General features: G+C 70.1%; 28 protein-coding genes. 3 read left to right on the plus strand and 25 right to left on the minus strand.

Annotation, left to right across the window (positions count from 1 at the left end; genetic code table 11):
• Nucleotides 1-161: 161 nt before the first annotated feature.
• The 11 genes from ABZS64_RS08450 to ABZS64_RS08500 form a co-directional block, all read right to left on the minus strand.
• A complete protein-coding gene (locus ABZS64_RS08450) occupies nucleotides 162-635 on the minus strand; it encodes a hypothetical protein (RefSeq protein ID WP_355824967.1) in 474 nt (157 codons plus the stop codon).
• The gene (locus ABZS64_RS08455) at nucleotides 632-1,150 is read right to left on the minus strand and encodes a hypothetical protein (protein ID WP_355824970.1); all 519 of its coding nucleotides are present in this window, start codon (nucleotides 1,148-1,150) and stop codon (nucleotides 632-634) included. The genes ABZS64_RS08450 and ABZS64_RS08455 overlap by 4 nt, the downstream gene beginning before the upstream one ends.
• Nucleotides 1,151-1,162: 12 nt before the next feature.
• Complete coding sequence (locus ABZS64_RS08460; protein ID WP_355824973.1) at nucleotides 1,163-1,585, minus strand: minor capsid protein; 423 nt, start codon at nucleotides 1,583-1,585, stop codon at nucleotides 1,163-1,165.
• Complete coding sequence (locus tag ABZS64_RS08465; protein ID WP_355824976.1) at nucleotides 1,578-1,934, minus strand: hypothetical protein; 357 nt, start codon at nucleotides 1,932-1,934, stop codon at nucleotides 1,578-1,580. The genes ABZS64_RS08460 and ABZS64_RS08465 overlap by 8 nt, the downstream gene beginning before the upstream one ends.
• On the minus strand, nucleotides 1,931-2,254 hold the full coding sequence (locus tag ABZS64_RS08470) for a hypothetical protein (protein ID WP_355824979.1): 324 nt from the start codon (nucleotides 2,252-2,254) through the stop codon (nucleotides 1,931-1,933). Before ABZS64_RS08470 ends, ABZS64_RS08465 begins: the two co-directional genes overlap by 4 nt.
• On the minus strand, nucleotides 2,248-2,646 hold the full coding sequence (locus tag ABZS64_RS08475; RefSeq protein ID WP_355824981.1) for a hypothetical protein: 399 nt from the start codon (nucleotides 2,644-2,646) through the stop codon (nucleotides 2,248-2,250). Before ABZS64_RS08475 ends, ABZS64_RS08470 begins: the two co-directional genes overlap by 7 nt.
• Nucleotides 2,647-2,648: 2 nt before the next feature.
• Entirely contained in the window at nucleotides 2,649-2,795 is a 147-nt protein-coding gene (locus ABZS64_RS08480) for a hypothetical protein (protein ID WP_355824984.1), read from the minus strand.
• Nucleotides 2,792-3,643, minus strand: coding sequence for a N4-gp56 family major capsid protein (locus tag ABZS64_RS08485; RefSeq protein ID WP_355824987.1), 852 nt, complete (start codon nucleotides 3,641-3,643; stop codon nucleotides 2,792-2,794). Before ABZS64_RS08485 ends, ABZS64_RS08480 begins: the two co-directional genes overlap by 4 nt.
• Nucleotides 3,644-3,663: 20 nt before the next feature.
• Nucleotides 3,664-4,335: a hypothetical protein gene (locus ABZS64_RS08490; protein ID WP_355824990.1), complete on the minus strand. Its 672-nt coding sequence runs from the start codon at nucleotides 4,333-4,335 to the stop codon at nucleotides 3,664-3,666.
• An 82-nt stretch (nucleotides 4,336-4,417) separates the two neighbouring features.
• A complete protein-coding gene (locus tag ABZS64_RS08495; protein ID WP_355824993.1) occupies nucleotides 4,418-4,585 on the minus strand; it encodes an Rmf/CrpP fold protein in 168 nt (55 codons plus the stop codon).
• Nucleotides 4,586-4,593: 8 nt separating this feature from the next.
• On the minus strand, nucleotides 4,594-6,834 hold the full coding sequence (locus tag ABZS64_RS08500) for a phage minor capsid protein (protein ID WP_355824995.1): 2,241 nt from the start codon (nucleotides 6,832-6,834) through the stop codon (nucleotides 4,594-4,596).
• Between the two features lie 260 nt (nucleotides 6,835-7,094).
• On the opposite strand from ABZS64_RS08500, the gene ABZS64_RS08505 reads away from it, so the two are divergent.
• A complete protein-coding gene (locus ABZS64_RS08505; RefSeq protein WP_355824998.1) occupies nucleotides 7,095-7,601 on the plus strand; it encodes a hypothetical protein in 507 nt (168 codons plus the stop codon).
• Nucleotides 7,602-7,677: 76 nt separating this feature from the next.
• Here the strand turns inward: ABZS64_RS08505 and ABZS64_RS08510 are convergent, their stop codons facing one another.
• From ABZS64_RS08510 to ABZS64_RS08530, 5 genes are all read right to left on the minus strand, one after another.
• Complete coding sequence (locus ABZS64_RS08510) at nucleotides 7,678-8,760, minus strand: IS630 family transposase (RefSeq protein WP_355825001.1); 1,083 nt, start codon at nucleotides 8,758-8,760, stop codon at nucleotides 7,678-7,680.
• Between the two features lie 66 nt (nucleotides 8,761-8,826).
• Complete coding sequence (locus ABZS64_RS08515; protein WP_355825003.1) at nucleotides 8,827-10,308, minus strand: phage portal protein; 1,482 nt, start codon at nucleotides 10,306-10,308, stop codon at nucleotides 8,827-8,829.
• Nucleotides 10,295-10,729, minus strand: a complete 435-nt coding sequence (locus ABZS64_RS08520) for an HNH endonuclease signature motif containing protein (protein ID WP_355825006.1) — start codon at nucleotides 10,727-10,729, stop codon at nucleotides 10,295-10,297. The genes ABZS64_RS08515 and ABZS64_RS08520 overlap by 14 nt, the downstream gene beginning before the upstream one ends.
• Before the next feature lie 68 nt (nucleotides 10,730-10,797).
• Nucleotides 10,798-12,030, minus strand: coding sequence for a PBSX family phage terminase large subunit (locus ABZS64_RS08525; protein ID WP_355825008.1), 1,233 nt, complete (start codon nucleotides 12,028-12,030; stop codon nucleotides 10,798-10,800).
• Nucleotides 12,027-12,476: a helix-turn-helix domain-containing protein gene (locus ABZS64_RS08530; protein WP_355825011.1), complete on the minus strand. Its 450-nt coding sequence runs from the start codon at nucleotides 12,474-12,476 to the stop codon at nucleotides 12,027-12,029. The genes ABZS64_RS08525 and ABZS64_RS08530 overlap by 4 nt, the downstream gene beginning before the upstream one ends.
• Nucleotides 12,477-12,535: 59 nt before the next feature.
• On the opposite strand from ABZS64_RS08530, the gene ABZS64_RS08535 reads away from it, so the two are divergent.
• Nucleotides 12,536-13,129, plus strand: coding sequence for a hypothetical protein (locus ABZS64_RS08535; protein ID WP_355825014.1), 594 nt, complete (start codon nucleotides 12,536-12,538; stop codon nucleotides 13,127-13,129).
• Nucleotides 13,130-13,455: 326 nt separating this feature from the next.
• Nucleotides 13,456-13,614: a hypothetical protein gene (locus ABZS64_RS08540; protein WP_355825017.1), complete on the plus strand. Its 159-nt coding sequence runs from the start codon at nucleotides 13,456-13,458 to the stop codon at nucleotides 13,612-13,614.
• Nucleotides 13,615-13,652: 38 nt separating this feature from the next.
• On the opposite strand, the gene ABZS64_RS08545 is transcribed toward ABZS64_RS08540, so the two are convergent.
• The 9 genes from ABZS64_RS08545 to ABZS64_RS08585 all read right to left on the minus strand — a co-directional run bounded on the left by ABZS64_RS08545 (nucleotide 13,653) and on the right by ABZS64_RS08585 (nucleotide 19,534).
• A complete protein-coding gene (locus tag ABZS64_RS08545) occupies nucleotides 13,653-14,438 on the minus strand; it encodes a hypothetical protein (protein WP_355825020.1) in 786 nt (261 codons plus the stop codon).
• A gap of 23 nt (nucleotides 14,439-14,461) precedes the next feature.
• Nucleotides 14,462-14,902 carry a hypothetical protein gene (locus ABZS64_RS08550; RefSeq protein WP_355825023.1) on the minus strand — a complete coding sequence of 147 codons (441 nt, stop codon included), beginning with the start codon at nucleotides 14,900-14,902 and terminating at the stop codon, nucleotides 14,462-14,464.
• Nucleotides 14,899-15,078, minus strand: a complete 180-nt coding sequence (locus ABZS64_RS08555; protein WP_355825026.1) for a hypothetical protein — start codon at nucleotides 15,076-15,078, stop codon at nucleotides 14,899-14,901. Before ABZS64_RS08555 ends, ABZS64_RS08550 begins: the two co-directional genes overlap by 4 nt.
• Complete coding sequence (locus tag ABZS64_RS08560; protein ID WP_355825029.1) at nucleotides 15,075-15,323, minus strand: hypothetical protein; 249 nt, start codon at nucleotides 15,321-15,323, stop codon at nucleotides 15,075-15,077. Before ABZS64_RS08560 ends, ABZS64_RS08555 begins: the two co-directional genes overlap by 4 nt.
• Complete coding sequence (locus tag ABZS64_RS08565) at nucleotides 15,320-16,153, minus strand: hypothetical protein (protein WP_355825032.1); 834 nt, start codon at nucleotides 16,151-16,153, stop codon at nucleotides 15,320-15,322. Before ABZS64_RS08565 ends, ABZS64_RS08560 begins: the two co-directional genes overlap by 4 nt.
• Nucleotides 16,150-17,103 (minus strand): mucin-2, encoded by a 954-nt coding sequence (locus ABZS64_RS08570; protein WP_355825035.1) that lies wholly within the window; start codon nucleotides 17,101-17,103, stop codon nucleotides 16,150-16,152. The genes ABZS64_RS08565 and ABZS64_RS08570 overlap by 4 nt, the downstream gene beginning before the upstream one ends.
• A gap of 189 nt (nucleotides 17,104-17,292) precedes the next feature.
• Complete coding sequence (locus tag ABZS64_RS08575) at nucleotides 17,293-18,204, minus strand: recombinase RecT (RefSeq protein WP_355825038.1); 912 nt, start codon at nucleotides 18,202-18,204, stop codon at nucleotides 17,293-17,295.
• Nucleotides 18,201-19,262 (minus strand): lambda-exonuclease family protein, encoded by a 1,062-nt coding sequence (locus ABZS64_RS08580; protein ID WP_355825041.1) that lies wholly within the window; start codon nucleotides 19,260-19,262, stop codon nucleotides 18,201-18,203. The genes ABZS64_RS08575 and ABZS64_RS08580 overlap by 4 nt, the downstream gene beginning before the upstream one ends.
• Nucleotides 19,259-19,534 (minus strand): hypothetical protein, encoded by a 276-nt coding sequence (locus ABZS64_RS08585; RefSeq protein ID WP_355825044.1) that lies wholly within the window; start codon nucleotides 19,532-19,534, stop codon nucleotides 19,259-19,261. Before ABZS64_RS08585 ends, ABZS64_RS08580 begins: the two co-directional genes overlap by 4 nt.
• Nucleotides 19,535-19,545: the final 11 nt, after the last annotated feature.

The raw sequence follows: 19,545 nt of genomic DNA on the forward strand, positions 1-19,545 counted from the left end.
GTCGACCTCGCGCGGGGTGCGTGCCCAGAGGCGGGCGAACTTGGATTCGGCCGGCAGGCCGGTGACGAGGACGAGGAAGCGGCGGGTAGAGAGGCCGGCGAGCTCGCCGGCGCCGAGCTGGTACTCGCGGGCGAGGTCCGCCTCGATGGCGCACCAGTGGGTTAGGACCGCGCGCCAGAACGCGCCCGCGCCGGCGTCTTCCCCTTCTTCTTCGTGCTCGCCCTGCGCGCCGCCCGGTTCGCCGGCGCTGCTTTTCCCGCCTTGGCTGCTTCCTGCTCGTCGTGCAGTTCGGCCGCGCGCTGCATGGTCATGGAGCCGACGCGGCGGATGTTGGCGGCGGAGTAGATGAGCACGATCCCGAGCTGCCGGTCGGTCATGCCCTGCTCGGCCCAGTCGTCGAGGGCGCCGTCGCCGAACAGCGTCGACAACATCTTGCGAATGTCGTCGGGGTCCGAGCTGTCCTGTACGCGCTCCATCTGGAGCGTGAACAGCAGCGGCAGGGAGTCGGGCAGTACGTACTCGCGGTCGTACAGGGTGAACGCCACCCGTGGCCGGTCGGGGACCTGTTCGGCGAAGAACGCGTCAAAGTCGGCGGACTCGACCTCGACGAGCGGCTGCTCGAGGGGTTCGCTCACGCGTCACCCCCCGACTTGCTCGCGGTCGTCGCGGCGAGAGTCTGTCCGCCGGCGACGGGGGCCGATGTCGGCTTGCCGGATCGGGTGATCGTGGCGGACCACGAGGTCTTGTCGTTGTTCTCGCCGCCCTGCTCGCCCGGGGTCACGGTGGCATCCCAAACAACCCATGCGGTCTGCGACTTGTGGCGCCACCGCACCTTGTTGTTCGAGTCGATGCCGAGCCGGTAGACCCATACGGTGTCGACGTATGCCTGCCCGGCATCCTGCGTCTTGGTGGTGGGGTTGATGCGGTACTGCCCCTCGATTTCGAGGGTGGCGCCGCGCTGCATCACGTCCTGCTCGTAATAGCCCTCGCTGTCGAAAGCCGTTGTCTCGGCGGTCTCTTCGGACTCGCCCGGATTGTGGGTGAACGAGGTAAGGCCGGCGATCGGCAGCCACGTCTCGGTTTGGGCGGCGGCGTCGAGGACCTCGAACAGCCAACCGCGGGCATCAATGGGCCGACTGTTCGCGGCCATAGGCGATACCTCCTAGTCGGTGCGGTGAGTGGTGGGGTTGGCGACGTCGAGGCGGACGCTCACGGTGTGCTCATGCCGGCCCGAGCCATCGGTGCCGATGGGAGCCGGTGCCTGCTGAGCGACGGCGAGCACAAGCCATGTGCCGTCGGGCAGCTCAAGGCCGGCGAGTCCGTGCAGGGCGCCGTACAGGGCCTCGGCGCGGCGGCGCGATACGCGCGGGTCCGCGGTCCCGCGTACGCGCACCTGTAGCGAGCGGGTGTCGTAGCCGTTGCGGGCGTCCTGCTCGCCGGCGCCGTAGAGCCACAACCCGACTGCTTCGGCCGGCTCGGGGGGCAGGGTCTCGATGAAGCAGTCGCCGGCCGTGCCGGTGGGGTCGTAGGTGAGCAGGCCCTGCGCTTCGAGGTAGCGGGCGATTCCGTCGAGCAGGTCAGCCACGCAGCGCCCGCCGTACCTGTGCGGCGATCAACTCGCCGATGACTGCGGCCTCGCGGTTGGCCGGGTCTTCAAGGAACTTGGCTTTTCGCCCGGGGGAGTGTCGGGCGGTGAGGTCTTCGTGAACTCTGGCGGCGTATGGGGTGTCATAGCTGACGCCGGCGACGAGGTTTTGCTCGTCCACGGTCGCGACGCCGGAGCGCTCGAGGGTGCCCTCGGCGATCGGTACCTCGGTTCGGGACTCGGCGAGCAGGTGCTCGGCGCCGAGTCGCAACCCTCGTACGGCGCCGGCTCGAGCGTTCTTCAGGACGGCGTCGCCGTTCCATCTGATGCGGGTACGGGCACGGCTCATTCGCACGTCACCTCCGTACAGGCGGGCACGGGTAGGCCCGGGGCGGTGTGGTGGGCGACAGTGAGCGCGGTCGCGGTGCGTCCGTCGTGCAGGGTGATGCGGGAGCCGGGTGGACAGTCGATGTCGGGGCCGGCAATGAACGTCGCCGCGGCGTTCACCTCGCGCCCGTCCGGGGCGCGCACCATGCGCGGCGAGGTGTCCACCAGGGCCGGCACGTTCTCGACAGCGGAGCCGTACCTCGGTCCGTACGCGGTGTCGGCGAGGTATGGCTCGATGCGGATGCGGTGGCGCAGCAGGACCGCGGGGACGCGGGTCACCATGGCATCACGTGCCCGGGGGTGAGGCCGGCGCGGCGTAGTGCGCGGTCGGCCCGCGGGGCGAGCTCGACGCCGGTCGTCGCCGCGGTGCGTGAGCTGCGCCCGGACAGCGATACGGGCCCGATCGAGACCGAGTCCCACTGTCCGCCGGCGCCGGTGCCGTCGTCGCCGGCGGCGATTTGGTACTCGACCTGTGCACAGGTGGCGTCGGCGAGGGCGGCCCGTATCGCGGCGTCGAGCGGGTCGCCGTCCTCGTCCACGGGATAGACGGCGGTGAGCAGCGCACTGTCGATGTCCTCGCCGGCCCGTGCGAGCAGTCGCTCGGCGTCCGCCGGGGCCGGCTGGCCGGTCCATGCGGCGAGCTGCTCCGGGGTCGCGTAGGGCTGGCGGGCCACGATCACCCCCTCTTGCCGCGGGCAGCAGAACGGGCCGTCGGCGTCTGCGCCGGCGGCCCGTCGTCCTGCTCGCCTTCTGCTGGCTGCTGCTCGTCCTCGTCGTCCGGAGAGTCTTCCGGCCGCGGGTGGTAGCGGCGGAGCATCATCACGCAGCCCCCTTGGTCTTGAGAACGACGATCCCCTCGTCGTCGAGGCGGTGCGTCGCGTAGTGCACGTGGGTCGTGACGACCGTGGTGCGGGCGAGAATGTCGCGGTCCGTCTCGACGATCGGCCGGCGCTTGTAGAGCAGCCCGAGCGAGCCGCGCCGGATAAGCAGCGCGTTGTACGTCGGGGTCGCGCCGGCGGTGACGGTCACCCGGTCCGAGACGTAGATGTTCACACCGCCGATCTGGCCGATTACGCCGCGCGGGATCACGGCGTTCGCGCCGAGCTTGTCGGCGCTGATGAAATTCGGGTCCTTGAGGATGGCGGCGCGCTGGAGCGAGTGAATGACGATGCCGGCCATGTTCTCGGGGTCCCACTCATCCCCGAACCTGGCGATGCCGTCCACCATGACGTTCCAGGACAGAGCCGCGGTCGACGCGTCGACAGTGATCACACCGGCGGACTCGGCCGCGGCCGTCAGGTCCTTGTCGATCTTCCGGGCGATCAGTACGCCGAGCTGCCTCTGCGTCTCGCTGTAGGGGTCGCCGAATGCGACAAGGCGCGCCTTGTCCGTGATCTCAACGGCCTTGCCGGCTTCCTTGATGGTGGCCGATGCGCCCGGGTCGGTGCCGAGCTGCTCGGTCGTCATCGGCGTGCCCTCGGTGAGGTCCTCGGCCTCTCCAAGCGCCTTCCACTTCGGGAAGTTCACGGAGTCGCCGGGCTTGCCCTCGAGGGTGTTGTCTTCCACGGCGAGTGTGCCCAGCACAAGCGCGCCCTTGAACTTGCCTTGCACCATGTCGGCCCAGACGTCCGGAACGATCATCTGTGCCGCGGTGGTCTTTCCTGCGGGCATGGGGTGAGTGCCCTCCTTATCTATACGGTCGCGGCAGAGAGCTGCCGATACAGGTCGGGGTCGGACTGGTGGAGCTCGACGCGCTGCGCGTAGGTCAGGCGCGCGAACTGCTCAGGGGTGACGGTCGGGGCCGCGCCCGGGGTGAAGTCGGCGCCGCCCTTGGGCGGGCCGGCCGGCGCGGTGCCCTCGGCGCGCAGCAGCGGGTTTGCCTCGACCGCGGCGGCGATCACTGCGTCGAGCCGCTCGCCGAACTTCGGTTCGCTCGGGTCGAGTTCGGAGAGCTGCCGCTCGACGGCGCGGGAGTCGAGCAGCCGAGCAGGGTCGGCGCCGGACTTGTGCGCGGCCTGGTGGGCGGCGAGCTCGACGCGCAGCCGGCGCGCCTCGGCGAGGGCGGTGTCGCGCTCGCCGGCGGCCTGCTCGGCGAGCTTGGCCGGGTCCTGCTCGCCGGCAGCGCCGGACGGGTCGAGCACGCGCCGCAGTCCGGCGAGCAGCTCGTCGCGCTCGGTCTGCGCGAGCTGTGCTGCCTGCTCGGCCTCGGTCGCGCGCTGCTCGGCGGCCGGATCGACCGCGGGCGCGGCCGGGGCCGGCGGCGCTGCGGGGGCGGATGCCGGCGGGGTGCTGCCCGCGGCCGGCGGGGCTGCAGCCGGGTCGGTGCCGGTTTCCGAGGCGGGGGTCGTGGTGGGTTCGGACATGCGTGATCGGCCCTCCGGGGCTGTGTGCGGGCATGAAAAAAGGCCCACCAATTGGCGGGCCATGAATTGTGTGAGAGGTGCGCTACGTCTCTTCGCTGATGGGGAAGGGGCGCGACTTGTTGTACCCCTGCACCCATGCGGTACGGCGTAGGTCCTCGGCGGAGTACGGGCAGGAATTACGCGGGGCGCCGGCGTCACCGGCGGCCTTGCCCTCGTTGACTGCGCGCACGAGCTGCTCGCGCGATCCCATGCCCACCCCTAGAGCTTGCCCTGCTGCGTGTTGCGAGAGTGCCGAGCCGTCTCGGCGGTACTGCTTCGCACGCCGGTGAGTTGCTCGGTGAACTCCGCAAGCGTAATACGGGGGTTGTCCTGCCACCACCGTTTGAGTTCTTCGCTCGCGCGGGCGTAGGCAATGTGCGCCGGCCCGGTGAATAGCCCCTCGGCACTCATGCCGGCGAGCTCGGCCTTTTTAGTGAGCAGATAGCCGCGGCACGCGTCCTCGGCGGCGAGGTACTGCGTGTAAATGTGGTTGCGGTACATCTCCCGGATTTCCTCGCGCGAGTAAGCGGTGCGCTGCGCCTCGGCGGCGTCCTCGCGTTCGGCGATCCATCGCTCGGTGGCAGTCAGGCCGGCGTACCGGTCCTCGTCGACGGCGAGGTGTCCCCACTCGTCGGGACCGGTGAGCGGCTCGAGTGCCTCGTCGATGGCCTCGCGGTTGGCGACGGTGTCCGCCACCGACGTACCCGTGCGCGCCGCGGGCAGCGGCGCGGGCGGGTACCGGCGGTCGAACTCTGCGGCGATCCGCTCGGAGTCCTCGGCGCGCGCATAGCGGATCGCCCAGGCGAGGACGTCGTCGCCGATCGCGGAGAGGTCGCCGGCGAGCCGGCCGTCGGGGAACACGTCGGCGAGTAGCCGGCGCCGGTTGGCCTCGGCGTTGATGGCGCCGCGCTCGGCCTCGTCGACGTGTCGGCCGCGCTCGGCGAGCTCGCGGTCGGACAGGCCGATGAGGTCGCGCCGTGCGGCCGGCAGTGCGGCGTCGACGTCGCGCCGGTCGAGCTCGGCCATGACGCGCAGCAGCTCGTCGTCGCCCAGGTGCGGGAAGACTGCGGCGAGTTCGTCGTCGCTGAACTGCGTAAGCGGCTCGGCGAGTTTCCCGTCGGGGCGCAGCCGGCCGAGCAGGGCCTGCTCGTCGCGCTGATCGGCCTCGCCGCGGATGCGGTCGAGGTCTCTTTGATCGAGGACCCCGGGGCGTATCGCGGCGCCGAGCTGCTTGTCGCTCATCTCCGGCAGGGTCCGCTCGTCGCCCGAGCGCACGCGCGCGGCCTCGATCGCATCCTGCGGTACGGGGCCGTTCGGCGAGCCGGGACGGGCCGGCCTACCGGCGTTGTTCGGCGGGAGGTTGCCGGCGCCGGGCTGCTCGCGCTCGCGCCGGCGGATGAGCTCGGGGTGATCGGCGAGGTGTCCGCGCATCCGGCCCTGCCACGCGCGCACGCGCGCCTCGGCCGCCTTCTTCGCCTCGGGAGTTGTGGCCGAGGCGGCGCGGTTCTTCCACTTCCTGATGTTCCGCTCGATGGCGCGCTGCTTCTGCGTGGCCTCGTACCCGTCGGGGTCTTCCGAGGCGTCCTCGGGAACGCGAGTCACGCCGGGCAGATACGCGGCGACGGAGTGCCGGCAGTTGGGATGCTGAAAGCCTCGGGCGCGTGCCTCGTTGAGCGAGCCGGCGACGTGCACGCGCACGGTGCGGCCGTCCTCGATGGCGTGCTCGACGTCGACCTCGTGCGGCCCGTCGGGTCCGTCGATCGACAGCACCTTGCCCTCGAACGGCTTGCACACGGGGCATTCGTGGGGCGCGTTGGAGACGATGACGAGGTCGAGGCCGGCGGCGCGCAGTCGGTCGGTGTGCCCCTCGACCGCGGCCCGACCGACCGCGGTACGGGTGGCCATTTCGGCGTAGCTCGTCATCTGCCAGGCGCGCCCGCCCTTGTCGACGAACGTGCGCAGCCCGCGGTCGCTGAATCGCTCCATTGCGCGTTGGGTGGCTTGGCGGCGGGTGTCGATGCCGAGCAGCGGCGTTGCCGATACCTCGGAGATCACTTGCCGGTACCCGTCCTCGACGCCGCGAAGAATCCCGCGGTGTGTCTCGGTGACGAGGTCGACGGATTCCTGCGCGAGGCGGTCGACGGCGCGCGTTGCGGGGGTGGTCTCGGCGATGCGCCGGGCGTCTGCGTCGCCCAGGGCGCCGAGCTCGGCGAGGCCGGCCCGTGCGCCGGTGTTGTACGCCTCGGCGACGACGTCCCATACCTCAAGGTCGACCGCGGTCGACAGGGCGTCGACGACCTGCTGCGCGGCACGGCGTAGTGGCTGGATGTCGCGCAGCTTGGCCGTTGCCCACCCGGGGGCCTCGTACCCGTCGGCCAACTGCCGGGCGACGATGCCGAGCAGCCGCTGCTCGGCATCCTCGTACAGATCGCGCACACCGGCCGAGAGGTGCTCAACCATTCCGGGGTGGATCGGCACGGCACCCCCCCGGAATTTCCCTTTAGTCAGCGACAAACAAGCAGATCAGGGCGGGCGCCGAGCGGTTGCTCGCGGTGATCTTCGGGGCGAGGTAGCTCGGTGGCGTCCTGGCGATCGGTAGGTGCGCTCATGGGGAGTGAAGCGGTCGACTACCGCTGCGCGTGTCCGGCAGTCAGCGGCAGGGCATGACGGTTGCAGCGTGGGAGCCGCTCCCCATGTCCGGGGGCCGCTACGGTTTGCCCGTGCTCGTGGCAACTTTTATCTTCTCGGTCGTCGCAGCGCTTGCTGCTTCCACCGTCGCGTACTGGGCATGGGTCGATCGTCCGCGTTACGCCTGGGGCGTCAAATACAAGTGGGCCAGAGATCCGAATTCAGGCGAGAAGGAACAGACGGCCACCGTTCAGGCGCTCGGTTCGGCAGTGGCAGACTCCGTCGAGGTGAGAGTGACCGGCGGGAGCTCAGAGAAGCGCTCACAGATGAGCGCGCAATCTGAGCCGATCGTCCTCGAAGCCAACCGGCCTGCTGACAGTGCGGAATCTTTCTACCTTGAGATCTATTGGAGGAGCCGACACCCGCTATTGCGTCGTGAACACGGGCAGCGCATCGATCTCCGGACCCTCAAATATGAGCGCTGGCGGTGGACCAAACTACGAACTCGCAAGCAACTTGAGAAGCTCCCTGTTCAGTGTCGTGGCCATTGGTCTGAGGAAGCACGCAAACCAGTCGCTCGAATCCCGAGAGCGCTGTAGCACTGGGGATGTGAAACAGCCATGGGCACACACTGATCGCCGGGACATCGGCTAGTGTCTCGTGATCCTGTTTGTATCACTTCGAGTTGTTTGCAACGAGCTTCTTGATGTTGGTTTGGACGAGGCGGACCTTCGCCAGGATCTCTGCGGCGGTCGCGGTCCAAGTGAATGGTTTGGCCTCGGAGTTCCAGGAGTTGATGTAGTTGCGGATCTGTGTGATCAGGACGTTGACGCTGGCGAAGGTGCCGCGGCGGATCGACTGGCGGGTCAGCAGTCCGAACCAGGTCTCGATCTGATTGATCCAGGACGACCCGACGGGGGTGAAGTGGAAGTGGACGTGTGGATGGTCGGCCAGCCACGCCTTCACCTCTGGCGTGGTGTGGGTGGAGAGGTTGTCCAGGACGACGTGGATCTCCTTTCCGGCGTGCGGCTTCACCGCCTTCTTCAGGAAGGCCAGGAAGTTCACGGCGTTCCGGCTCGACTTGCACTCGCCGATCACTTCGCCGGTGGCGACGTTGAGTGCGGCGAACAGGTTCGTGGTGCCGTGCCGGACGTAGTCGTGGGTGCGTTTCTCGGTGGCCGAGAAGGTCACGGGCAGCACCGGCTGGGTCCGGTCCAGCGCCTGGATCTGCGTCTTTTCATCGATCGAGAGCACGACCGCGCCGCCCGGCGGGGCGAGGTAGAGGCCGACGACATCGGCGACCTTGTCCGCGAACGCGGGGTCCTTCGAAATCTTGAAGGTACCGTTGCGGTGCGGCTTGAGATTCTCCTCGCGCCAGATCCGAGCGATGTAGTGCCAGGACACGGTGACGTTCTCGGTCCGCTTCACGTACTTCGCCAACTCGCGCGTCGACCAGTGCGAAAGACCGGTGCCGGCCGGCGGCGTCATGCGCGTCAGCGCAATCACCCGCGCCCGTACCCGTGCCGGTACCTGTTCCCGGGCCCCGCCGGGACGGTCGCCTTCCAGCCCGGCCAGCCCGCGCTGGGCATATCGGGTCTTCCAGCGGTCCACGGTCGGCAGCGACACCCCGAGCAACTCGGCAATGTCTTTGCGCCGACGTCCCTCGCTCGACCACAGCACGATCCGGGCCCGCGTGGCTATATCCGCAGGCACCTCACGACTGTTCGCCAACTCCCGTAACTCAGCGGCCTGTTCCATGGAGAGCTCCATGCCAGTAGCAACGAGACACGCAAGATCAAGTAACGCCGACGGAATCACGAGACACTAGTCGAGGGTGCCGGCCTGCATGGGGTCGGGTACCGCCTGGCCGGTCTCGGTGAGGATGCGGTCGACCTCGGCCTGCACGGCGGTGTCGTCCCAATCGGGGTGCAGGATGCGCACGCGGGTGTCGACGCTCACGGCTTGCGCCTGTGTGAGCAGCGACAGGGTTTGCGCGACGCTGGTCGGGTCCTCGCTCACGGAGTCGCCGAACACGACGCGGGGCCGCTCGACGACGAGTGAGGGAGTGAACAGCCGGCGGTCGAGCATGAGCTGCGCGTGCAGGATGTCGCCGAGTCCGGGCGCCCAGTAACGGGCCTTGACTCCGCGGGTGGTCATGGACTTTCGCGAGCGCGCCTTGACCTCGGTCGCGGTGACGGCGGTCTGATCTTCCATGCCGAACGTCGCGGCCGAGTAGCCGGCGGACTGTACGGCCTGGCGCACGATCGCGTCGGACGTCGACTGATGCTCGGCGACCCTGATCGCGAACTGCGACAGGGTGATGCCAGCGCCCTGCTCGGTCGGTGGGATCGCGAGCCCCCGCCAGATTTCCCGGTCGTCATCGAACGAGGCGCCGCGGCCGGGGCCGTGGTCGCGCAGGTATGCGTCGGGGACGATCAATCGCGCGCGGGCGAGGCGAATGTCGCGCATCCATGACGACCATGTCTCGTCGAGTGAGTCCATGAGGTCATGCAGCGGTGCGTCGTAGTCGGAGCGTCCGAACGGACTGCCGCGGTGGCGGCGGTTGGGCTTGATGTTGGGGACGTACGCGGCGGTGAGTGCGTCAATGCCGGTGCTGATGGTGTCGCCCTCGGCGTCGAGGGAGTCGACGAGGCCGGCGACGTCGGGGTGCTCGGTGAGCGGCACGCGGGTGCCGATCCGGTCCGCGGTGCCCTGGTAGAGCGCGTGCACGATGCGGCCTCGCTCGTGCCGTTCAAGGTGGCGCCACACGGTGGAGGAGTCGCCGCCGGGCAGCTCGCGCCAGAACGTGACGGCGCGCAGCATCCCGTACGAGAAGTCGGGCACGGCCCGGTCGGGGTGCATGACGGTGAGCAGCGGTCGGGCGACGAGCGCGGTATCCCAGGTGACGCGCAGGAACGCGCCCCCGAGGGCGGCGCTCACCTCGGCCGCTTCCAAGAGGGTGTTTGCCAGTCCGCCGGCCTCGGCGAGCGCGTCGAGACGGTCCTGCGTCGCGCTGTCGGTCACGGTGAGCGCGAGCGGCTCGGAGAACAGCAGCTCGGCCGATGCGCTCGCGATGTCGCCGGCGAGCGGGATGTGCAGGCGGGCGTCTTCCTTGTCGTGCTGCGGGTGGCGGTGGCGTGCCCACAGCCGGCGCCGGCCGTCGCGGCGGCGCTGCTGCTCGGTGCGGTAGACGTCGGCGAGCCGCTTACGGTCGCCGCTGTACCACGCGTCGTTGATCGCTATTTCGCGGTAGAGGGTGGACAGGTGGGGCGGCGGCCACGGGGCGCCGTTCTCAGGCAGCGACACAGCTCACCCCCTGTCGGCGTCGTGCGCGGGTGCGCGCGTTCGCCCTGCACCTGCGGCACTTGCGGGTGCCGTTGCGGGCTACGTAGGTGTTGGCGGTGTCGAATCGGTGCCCGCGGACGCACTCGGTTTGCCGGGCGCGAGCTGCTGCGTGCGACTCGCCGCGCAGCACGTTGATTCGCTGCGTGACTGCCTCGAGGTGGTCCGGATTGGCACAGCCCCTATTGCGACACAGGTGGTCGATCACCAGGCCGGCCGGTATCGGCCCGTTCACTGCCTCGTAGGCGGCGCGGTGCGCGTACTGCCGCTCGCCGTTGACGGACACGCGGGCGTATCCGTTCGGCAGGAGGTAGCCGGTCCACTGCCAGCAGCCGGCGGGGGTGTCGGTGACGCAGGAGAGGAAACGGTCGGTCCAGTCGCGCACGGCTGCGCCCCCCTTGGCATGGGAAAGCCCCGGGCGCCAACAGCGGGCGTCCGGGGCGGAGGTGAGTGCTAGGCCGACTGCGCGATCAGATGGCGCCACTCGCTTGCGGTGGAGTGGACGGCGTAGCGCAGTGCGTCGACGCTGTGATCGTTGGCCTTTACGGGCCGGTCCTCGCCGCGGGCTGCGGCCTCTTCTGACCATGCGTAGCCGGGGATCTCGTCGAGTAGCCCCTCGCATGAGCGGTGGAAGCGCAGCAGGCCGGCGTCGAGCGCGTTCGACACGCTGCGGATGCCGTCGAGCACGGAGTTATCGGCGCGCGCGACGCCGGGGTGCCCATCACTCCAGAGCTGCGCGGAGTAGCTCGCCGCGCTCGGGTCGATGAACGTCCACTCGGGCTCAACCCCCAAGGAAGACAGCCACTTGCGGACCGCGGCGGAGTATTGGGCGTCGGTCATCTGCCGGTGTCGGGCGCGGGAGTCGTAGCGCCATTCGGCGACCGCGTACAGACGGTCGTCGTCGCCGTGGCCGAGCAGGACCGCGGAGAACGGCGCGGTGGTGCCGTAGTCGATGCCGAGCCAGTGCCGGCGCATCGTGGGGAGTTCGTCGACGACGTGCTGCTGCTCGTCGTACATGTCGTAGACCGCGCCCTCGGCGACGACCCACTCGCCCAGGATCATGCGTCGGCGCCACAGACCGGTGTACTCCGCGGTGAGCGAGGCGACGTACGCCGGCGACAGGCTCGGATTGTCGGCGAGCTTGAAGTGCCAGGCGGCGAGGTCGAGCTCGCCGGCCCGGTCGAGGTATCCGACTTTGGCCCAGTGTCGCGGCGAGTCCGGGTTCGTGGTGCCGAGCAGTCGCGCGCCCGGTGCACTGAGTCGTGCGAGGAGCTGCACAAAGAAGGGCTCGGGTAGCAGCGTGATCTCGTCGACGTAGGCGAGGGCGGCGGTCAGTCCTCGCAGCCGGCCCTCGGCGCGCGCGTCCGAGGCGCCGATCAGGTGGACAACGCGCCCCAGGATCACGGCGGTTGTGGCGCCGCGGGTGTGGCGCACCTCGGCGGCGACGTCGCCGAACAAGATCGGATCTTGCAGCGGGTCGACGATGTTGCGCTCGATCGTTTGCAGCGATCTGCCACAGATGATGATCAGGCCCGAGGCCGGCGCGCGGCGTACGGCAAGCAGGAACGCGAGCAAGGACGCAATGGTCTTGCCCGAGCGCACGCTGCCGTGCCAAATGTTGATGCGGGCGGTTGCCTGCCGGATCGAGCCGAGTTGCTTCTCGGAGAGGGGAAGGGCGGGCATCACTCCCCCTCCGCGTCACCTCCAGCCGGCCCGTACAGGGCGTCGGCGAGGCGGTCGAGCATGGCCGCCCCCTTGCTTCCGGTGCCGCTGTGTCGAGCGAGCTCGGCGACCCTGGCGTGCACTTCGGTGAGCGCGCGGGCGGCGGTGGCGTGGTCGCGGGCATCGCGTGCACTCTCGGCGCCGGCGGTGCGGGCGACTTGGCCGAGGGCGCCGTCGAGGGCCTCGTCGGCGAGCTGCTCGCGCTGCGCGGCAGCATCTGCTCGCCGCGCCTCGGTCGCCGCAGCCACGCGGGCGCCCCCGCTGAATGCGAGCCCTTCCTCGCGGGCGATCTTGCTCACGGTGGCGGCGCTGCGCCCGATCGCGCGGGCAATGGCGTTACGGGACTTGCCCTCGGCGTGCAGGCGGCGCACCTGCTCGTGGTCGCGTTCCGTGATCGGCTCGGGGGCCATGGAGGCTCACCCCCTCGGCGGATGCGGGTCAACCGGCTGGCAAGCGGCATACTTCTCCAGTGAGCACATTGTTGGATCTTCTTATCAAGATCGGAACCGGTGCGCTGGGCGGTGCTGGCGCCGCCTTCTACCTAGCGCCTCACGTGAGTCATCAGCAGGAGATAGGCAAGGCCCGTGCTGCGGCGCTGTTGGCACTGCGCGCCGAGGTGGTGAAGCTGCGGGCCCACCTGTCGTATCACTGGCACCGTGCCAAGGTTGAGAAGTCCTACCCGGGCACGTTCCTTCAGTCCTCGGCCCGAGGGCGGTTCGTCTGCGACATGGTTGTGCACGCCTGGCAACTCTCGCCGCGCCGCAGAAAGGCCGTTCGTCGCCATCTCGTCGAGATCTTCGGCGAGTTGGATGTGCGCGCGGCCGAAGAGTTGTCGATGACCCCTCTGAAGGACGACAGGTTTCACGCCGCCAACGACGGCGAGGTCTGGCAGGGCGTGCTCTTGGCCCACATCGAGGAAGTCCAAGAGCTTGGGTTGGAGATGAGCGGCAGCCTGCGAGCCTTCGCCGACGACCCTCTCGACGAGGACAAGTACAACCAAGCCCAGTTGGACCTAACGGAGTTGCTTCGCATCGTCGGAGGAGTCGAGCGGCTCGACCCGTGAGGCACCTACGTTTCCGGGCACGCCGGAGGCGCCCCCAACATTAGGTCACGTATTGATAACGGCGCAACTGATTCGCGTCCGAGATGCGGCCGGGCGACGGAACCTAGATCCCTGGCTACCGGGTGAAGTCACCGCACTGCACAAACTCGGTCGCCTTCCTCGCCTTCGGGCACCCGGGGAGAACGGAGCTAACGCTCCGGCATAAGTCCATACCCGAGTACGGCGTGCGGTGCCTGGTTCTCGACCTGATCACTGGGAGCAACAGTGGTCGGTTCGAGCAGCCATGCCACCGAACCGACCACCTTCACGGAAGGTACGTCGGTCGCATGGAAACGTTCGGTTGGGCATCGGCTGCGGTGGCGGGGCTCGGTGGGTGCGTGCTCGTACTCGGCTATGTCCTCGATCAGGTGCCGGCAGTCGCCGAGAAAGCTGTACGGGCTATCGCCGCGGTGCGCCGGCTGCGCGACGAGTGGCGGGGCGAGTGAGTGCGCCCGGGACGGGGAGGTTCGCCCCGGGCGCGAGGTCACACTGCGAGGCGTTGTTCGGCTGCGGCGAGCGCGCCGACGAGGGCGACGAGGTCCGCCCACCCCCACACGCGCCGGCCGCGGTTGTCGAGCGGCACGGGCGCGGTGCAGTCCTCGCCGGTCGAGCAGGTCACGGTCGGCGGTCCGTCCGGATCGGTGCGCAGGGTGAGCTCGCCGCCGCACCATGGGCACGGTCGGTCGGGTACGGGCGTGGTGCGCTGGTCGAGGCCGAGGGTCCGTAGCAGCCGGCCCTCGGCCGTGCGCGCGGTACGCCGTGCCTCGTGCAGCAGGTGCGGGGGCAGCGGCGCGAATGGCGGTGCGGCGAGCGTGCCGTCGAGCTGCTGCTCGGGCTCGGTGTCCTCGTCGAGCACGCGCCCCTCGATCCACACACACGCGAAGTGCAGACCGTGCGCTCGTGATCCGGCCGCGGCCCCCGCGTCTGCTGCGCCCGGGTTCTGAAACTCCCATCGGTGCGGGTCACCGGGCCCTGCGTATTGGACGGCGGCGGCGAGGGTGTCGGCGAGGGCGAACACCTGCCGCTCGATGGCGAGGCCGGCGTCGAGCGCGTCGAGGTTGAGCGGGGCGGGGTGCTCGCGCAGTACGAGCGGCGCCCGCTCCTCGACGAGCAGCTCGTCGTCGCCGGCGCGCATCGTGTGTGCGAGCTGCCGCGGGGGCCACACGTCGGCCGGCGGGGTCTCGATGGCGAGCAGCAGCTCGCCCCACAACTCCCTTACGGTGCGTAGTGCGTCGGCGGTCTCTCGGCGGGCAATGGCGGCGGTGGTCATCGTGTGGTGCTCCCCGGGGTCGTTCAGTGGTCGGTCTCGTCGAGGGCCTGCTGCGCGGTGACCTCGCCGGCGCACAGGCGCCGGATCGCGTCTGCGAGGTGCCATCCGTCGCCGGGCAGCGCGTCGCCGAGGGCGCGGGCGAGCTGGGCCGCGGTGGCGAGCCGCTCGTCGCGCTCGTCGCGGTCGGCCTCGACCTCGCGTATCGCGGTGTCGGCGGCCTCGATGCGGGAGTGCAGGCGCATTGCTGCTGCCTGCTGTCCGCCGGCGCTGCGCCGGTGGGTGTCGCACTCGGCGACCTCGGCCTCGACGTCGCCGCGGAGTTGGGCGGAGTCCTCGGCGGTGAGCACTCCGCGGTCGGCGCGGGCGAGGAGAAGGCGGAAGCGGTCGCGGCGTGCGTCGCGCTCGGTCTCGCGGGCGGCTATCCGGCCGCGGCGGGAGTCGGTACGGGTGCGGGTGTGGTTCATCGGTCCCCCTCGTTCAGTGCGGTGCAGGTGGTGCAGTGCGGCGGGCAGGCGCCGCGGGTGTCGGCTGGATGCCGGCGCAGCGGGCCGGGGTCGCGCCGGCAGGAGAGCCGGCCGAGCGGTACGCCCGAGACGAGGACGAGCAGCACGGCAAGCGCGGCGAGGTGTTCGGCGGTCACGGGGTCGGGTCTCCTGTCGTTCGGGCACGGAGGGGAAGCAGGCGAGCGAAGAGGCGCCGAGCGCGTCGGGCCTCCCGCGCGCGAGGCGCGACCGGTCGCGCGGCCCGGGTGCTGTTGATCTCCCATCCGTCGATGGCGAGGCGGTCGAGGAGGGATGCGGCGGTCAGGGTGGCGAGGTGCGGGTGCACGTCGAGCGCGTCCGTCAGATGGGCGGCGATCGAGGCGCGAGCAGCGGGCGGAGTCATCGGCGGGAACCTCCCGAGGTGTGGCGGACGCGCGTGTTGCGCGGCTGCGGCGGGGTGGACATGAGGCGGGCGAGGCGGTCCTGCTCGGCCTCGGACTGCTCGACGAGGGCGCGGTCGGCGAGAGCAGCGCGTATGCGGACGGGGTGAGGCTCGGCCGCGTTGCACTGCTGCCGAGGGGCGGCGCTGCACTCGGTGCACTGCGCGTACTCGACGGCGTAGGCGTCGCGCCGGCGGCCGTGCACGTTGCGCAGTTCGGAGCCGCGCGAGTTTTTGCACAGGCGGCGGACGCCGGCGCGGCACTGCTCGTTCGGGCAGGCGACGGCGAGCTCAACGAGGGCGGCGCGGTTGTTGGGCAACGTGGCCCGGACCTCGGCGCGGACCTCGGGGGCGACGTAGGGGCGCGGCTGGTTCTCGTCGACGTTGCGACCGACGCCGGCGACGAGGGCGAGCACTTCCCTCGGCGGGGCGGCGTCGAGTGCCTGCGTGATGCTCTGCGCCGGCAGGGTGCCGTCGGCCGCGGCGGCGAGCTGTGCGCGCCGGCGCTCGGTGAAGTCGGCCCCGGTCTCGTAATCACCCTGGGGCGGTTCGTAGACGGGGTGGGCGGCACCGATGCGGGCCTCGCGGATGCGCGCACGGATCTGCCGTACGTGGGCGGGGGTGATCCACTTCTCGGTTTGGCCGTAGTGGTCGGCGACGGCGTCGCGGGTGTCGTCGTCGAGAGGGATGTCGCGGAGCGCGTATCCCCATGCGCGGGCGTCGGCCTCGCCGATGGTCCGGCGATCGAATGCCGCGCAGAGGGTGAGCAGTTCGGCGGCGTCTGCGGGTGTCACTGGGCGTTCTCCTGTTCGCGGAGTCGGGCGGCGAGGTCGAGTCCGTCGCGCACGCGCTGATCGGTGGTCGAGGGGCGCGAGCCGTGCAACGCAACGACGTTGGGAGCGCGCCCGGTCGAGTCGGGGGCGCGAGTGGGCATGGTGGGAAGCGAGCGCCAACCGGCGAGGAAGTACCGGGCGCTGCGAACGCGGGTGCGGGCGGCCTGCCATGCGCCGCCGGCGTGATCGACGAGGATCTGTACGCCGCAGCGTTCGACCAGGGCTTGCAGCAGCACCCACTCGGCCGGCGCGAGCTCCCAGGACACGACCATTCCAGCGGCGGTCATCGCGTCGACGAGCGGCCGTACGGGCTCGGCGATCCGCGGTTCGTCCGGGCTAGCTTGTTGTCCTCTACTTCCGTAGGAAGTAGAGGGGTAAGGCTTGGTGTTGGCTTGGGGGCCTGTGACACCTTCGGCGGCGTCGCGGTGTGACACCCCCTCTTGACCTGCGCTTCCCTCCTGAAACTGGGGTGGGTTTCGCGTCTGATTCGTCGACGATCCGCGCTCGTTTCGCTTACGATTCGCGGCCGATTCGTCGCCGATTCGGTCTGCATTTCCGCGCGTTCGGCTCTTGGCCTTGCGCTCCGCGGCGGCGGTGCGGTTGGCCTCGACCTGCGCCCGGGTGCTGTTGCGGCCGGCCTCGAAAAAGTCGTGCACCATGTAGTCGCCGGGGGCGGGCTGCGCGCAGCGCGGGCAGTCGTGCCCCTGCTCGTGCCACAGACCGACCTTGACCAACTTGGCGGCCTGTGGGGCGGTGCCGTACTGCTTGGCCACGATGCCGGGCACGGTGCCCTCGGTGAGGTGCTGCGCGGAGTAGGCGCCGCAGCGCAGCCACAACCCGAGGGCGGCGTTACCCGCGGCGATGAACTTCGGGTGCATGTGCGCGCTGTCGTCGATCTTGAACCACGTCACAGGCCGTACCTCCCTTCTGGTGGCTGCGGGGCGGGGTCTCGGGTGCTTCGGGGTGGCCGGCGAGGGCGGCGGGAGTGTGGAGCGGGCAGCGGTAGCCGATGACGTAGCGGCGGGCGCCCGGGGCGCCGCAGTAGCGGCGCCCCGTCCCGTCCCAATGCCGGCAGCGGTACGCAATGGCCGGCGGTCGGATCACTGCGCGGCGGCCTCGGCGACGGCCGGCTCGGCGGCCTCGGGCCAGCCGTTGAACTGCTCGGGCACGTCCTCGACCGCGGGGGCGGGACCGGTGCTCTGTGGGGCCGGCTGCGGGACGAGCTCGCCCTCGATGTAGTCCCCGGGGACGTCGAGCCCCTCGGGCGACGCATCGCGCCGCACGGTCTCGTCGTGCGCCACGGCGCGAGCGAGCTCGGCACTCTTCGGCAGCAACTTGAACAACTGCCGTACGCAGGTCTTGCGGGCCATCGCGTCGTAGTCGGTCGACCACGGGCCAAAGTCCTTGGCCTTGCTCCGCTTACGGATCGTCTCGACGTCCTCGACGTCCAGCACGACGAATGCCGAGCCACCGTTCGTGAGGCGAGCAACGGCGTAGTAGTCCGAGGGCTGGCCCTTGGCGTTGCCGCGCGCCGGTATGTGCTTCAACTTCGGTTCGAGTCCGTACTCGTACTCGAAGAGATCGCCCTCGTGGACGGTGTGGGTGTCGAGGCCGGCGGCGAGCGGGTGCTGCCAATAGAGCTTGATCATTCCTTGGTACCCGAGCACGAGCTGCACCTCGTAGGCGCGTGCCTTCTTGGACCAGAACGGCAGCAGGTACGCCTCGCCGCTCACCCCTCCGGGCTCGAGGCCGAGCTGCGCGCACGTCATCAGGGCGCCGGCGAAGCTCTCTTGCGTGCACTCGGCCAGGTGCTCGACCCTGCGCAGCTCGGTAAGGGCGATGCGGGCGATACGGTCGGCGCCCCCAAGGTGCGCGGGCAGCGCGCGCTCGATCTCCGGGCGCATCTGCTGCACGAACTGCACGAGGCTGGCCGGCTGCGCGGGACGGTTGGACGGGACGGCGGGGGAGCGGGTAGCGCGCTTGGCGACGCGATCGGCAAGGGTGGTGCTCACGCTGCGGCGGACTCCTTCGGGCTCGGGACGATCAGGCGGCGGGCGCGGAACTCCCGGAAGGTGTCGGGGTGTTCGGTGGCGAGACGCGCGGTGTCGAGCGCATCGACGGGTCGCCGGTACTGCTCGGCGAGGTCCGGATGAGCGAGGGCGAATCGATTCGGCGAGAACGTGCCGTTCTGCCGGTAGGTGTAGGCGACGGCGCCCTGTGTCTTGACGACCTCGGCCTCGCCGGCGGTGGCTTTCAGTTGGTTGTCGACCTCGCGCAGATCGGCCTCGACGCGGGCCTCGCGCTCTTTCAGTTCGCGCCGGCGCTCGAGCAGCGGCGCGACCTCGGCAGGGTCGGCGACGGTCACGGCGCCGGCCTTGACCTTGTAGAGGTGGCCGAGCAGTTCCTCGGTGGCCTCGGAACCGTCGACGGCCGGCGGGGTGCCGTCGAGCACTCCCTGCCAGAACTCCCCGACGATCTCGACGAGGTGCGCGACGAGTCCCTCGTCGCGCTCGACGCGGTGAATCAGGAGCCGATTGCCCCCGAGCAGTGCGGCGACATGCGCACGGTCGTAGCCAGTCACGGCGAGATACCAGTGCGTTTGAAGCGCCGGCCCGTCCGGTACGCCGAGCAGCCACTCGTCGAGCTGATAGGCGGACCGTGTCTTGATCTCCAACAGGCTGGACGGCGTCGACTCGCCCTTGTCGAGCACGTACCTGTCGACGTTCGCGAGCATCCAACGGCGCTCGACGTGCGCGAGCGTCCCCGGTCCCTCGACGACGCCGAGACCGGATCGCTCGGCGAATACGCGGGCGATCGTCGGCTCGTGCTCCAGCCCCCAGAAAGCAGCCTCGGCGAGCTCGGGGAGCTGCGGTCGGTCGAGCGGCAGCTCGCCCACCTTGTCGAGGTAGACCTCGAGAGGCGAGGCGTACTTGCTCATGCCGAGTACCGCGGCGACCTCGGAGCCCCCAACTCCCGTACGACGCACGGTGAGCCACTGCTCGCGGTCAAGGTCCGGCGGAGCGACAACGACCCCCGTCGGCGTCACGGTCGCCGGCGCGGCGGTGCTCACTTCGCACCCCCGACGTACCGGGCGTAGACGCGGTACTCGACGACTCCGCCCTCGGTGACGGTGCGGGCGACCGCCTCGAACGATCCGGCCGGCACGTACGCGGCCAGCTTCGCGCCGCGGATCGCCTGAGCCGCGGACGCCGCCCGCTGAATACTGTCCGGCTTGCGCACCACTCCCCACACGCGAGGATGCGACCGCAGCTCGCGGGCGATCCTGGCGTGCTTCGTGTTGCGCTGCGCCGGCGGCGGACCGACAAACTCGACGTTGCTCACGTGCTGTTCTC

The sequence above is a fragment of the Streptomyces sp. NPDC005408 genome, assembly GCF_040606445.1.
Classification (GTDB): Bacteria; Actinomycetota; Actinomycetes; order Streptomycetales; family Streptomycetaceae; genus Streptomyces.

Coding starts and splice junctions, on each gene's coding strand:
- ABZS64_RS08550 (WP_355825023.1), bottom strand. CDS start 14,902: ATGAACCACACCCGCACCCGTACCGACTCCCGCCGCGGCCGGATAGCC.
- ABZS64_RS08455 (WP_355824970.1), bottom strand. CDS start 1,150: ATGGCCGCGAACAGTCGGCCCATTGATGCCCGCGGTTGGCTGTTCGAG.
- ABZS64_RS08560 (WP_355825029.1), bottom strand. CDS start 15,323: ATGACTCCGCCCGCTGCTCGCGCCTCGATCGCCGCCCATCTGACGGAC.
- ABZS64_RS08510 (WP_355825001.1), bottom strand. CDS start 8,760: ATGGAACAGGCCGCTGAGTTACGGGAGTTGGCGAACAGTCGTGAGGTG.
- ABZS64_RS08495 (WP_355824993.1), bottom strand. CDS start 4,585: ATGGGATCGCGCGAGCAGCTCGTGCGCGCAGTCAACGAGGGCAAGGCC.
- ABZS64_RS08500 (WP_355824995.1), bottom strand. CDS start 6,834: ATGGTTGAGCACCTCTCGGCCGGTGTGCGCGATCTGTACGAGGATGCC.
- ABZS64_RS08545 (WP_355825020.1), bottom strand. CDS start 14,438: ATGACCACCGCCGCCATTGCCCGCCGAGAGACCGCCGACGCACTACGC.
- ABZS64_RS08530 (WP_355825011.1), bottom strand. CDS start 12,476: ATGGCCCCCGAGCCGATCACGGAACGCGACCACGAGCAGGTGCGCCGC.
- ABZS64_RS08465 (WP_355824976.1), bottom strand. CDS start 1,934: ATGAGCCGTGCCCGTACCCGCATCAGATGGAACGGCGACGCCGTCCTG.
- ABZS64_RS08540 (WP_355825017.1), top strand. CDS start 13,456: ATGGAAACGTTCGGTTGGGCATCGGCTGCGGTGGCGGGGCTCGGTGGG.
- ABZS64_RS08470 (WP_355824979.1), bottom strand. CDS start 2,254: ATGGTGACCCGCGTCCCCGCGGTCCTGCTGCGCCACCGCATCCGCATC.
- ABZS64_RS08485 (WP_355824987.1), bottom strand. CDS start 3,643: ATGCCCGCAGGAAAGACCACCGCGGCACAGATGATCGTTCCGGACGTC.
- ABZS64_RS08490 (WP_355824990.1), bottom strand. CDS start 4,335: ATGTCCGAACCCACCACGACCCCCGCCTCGGAAACCGGCACCGACCCG.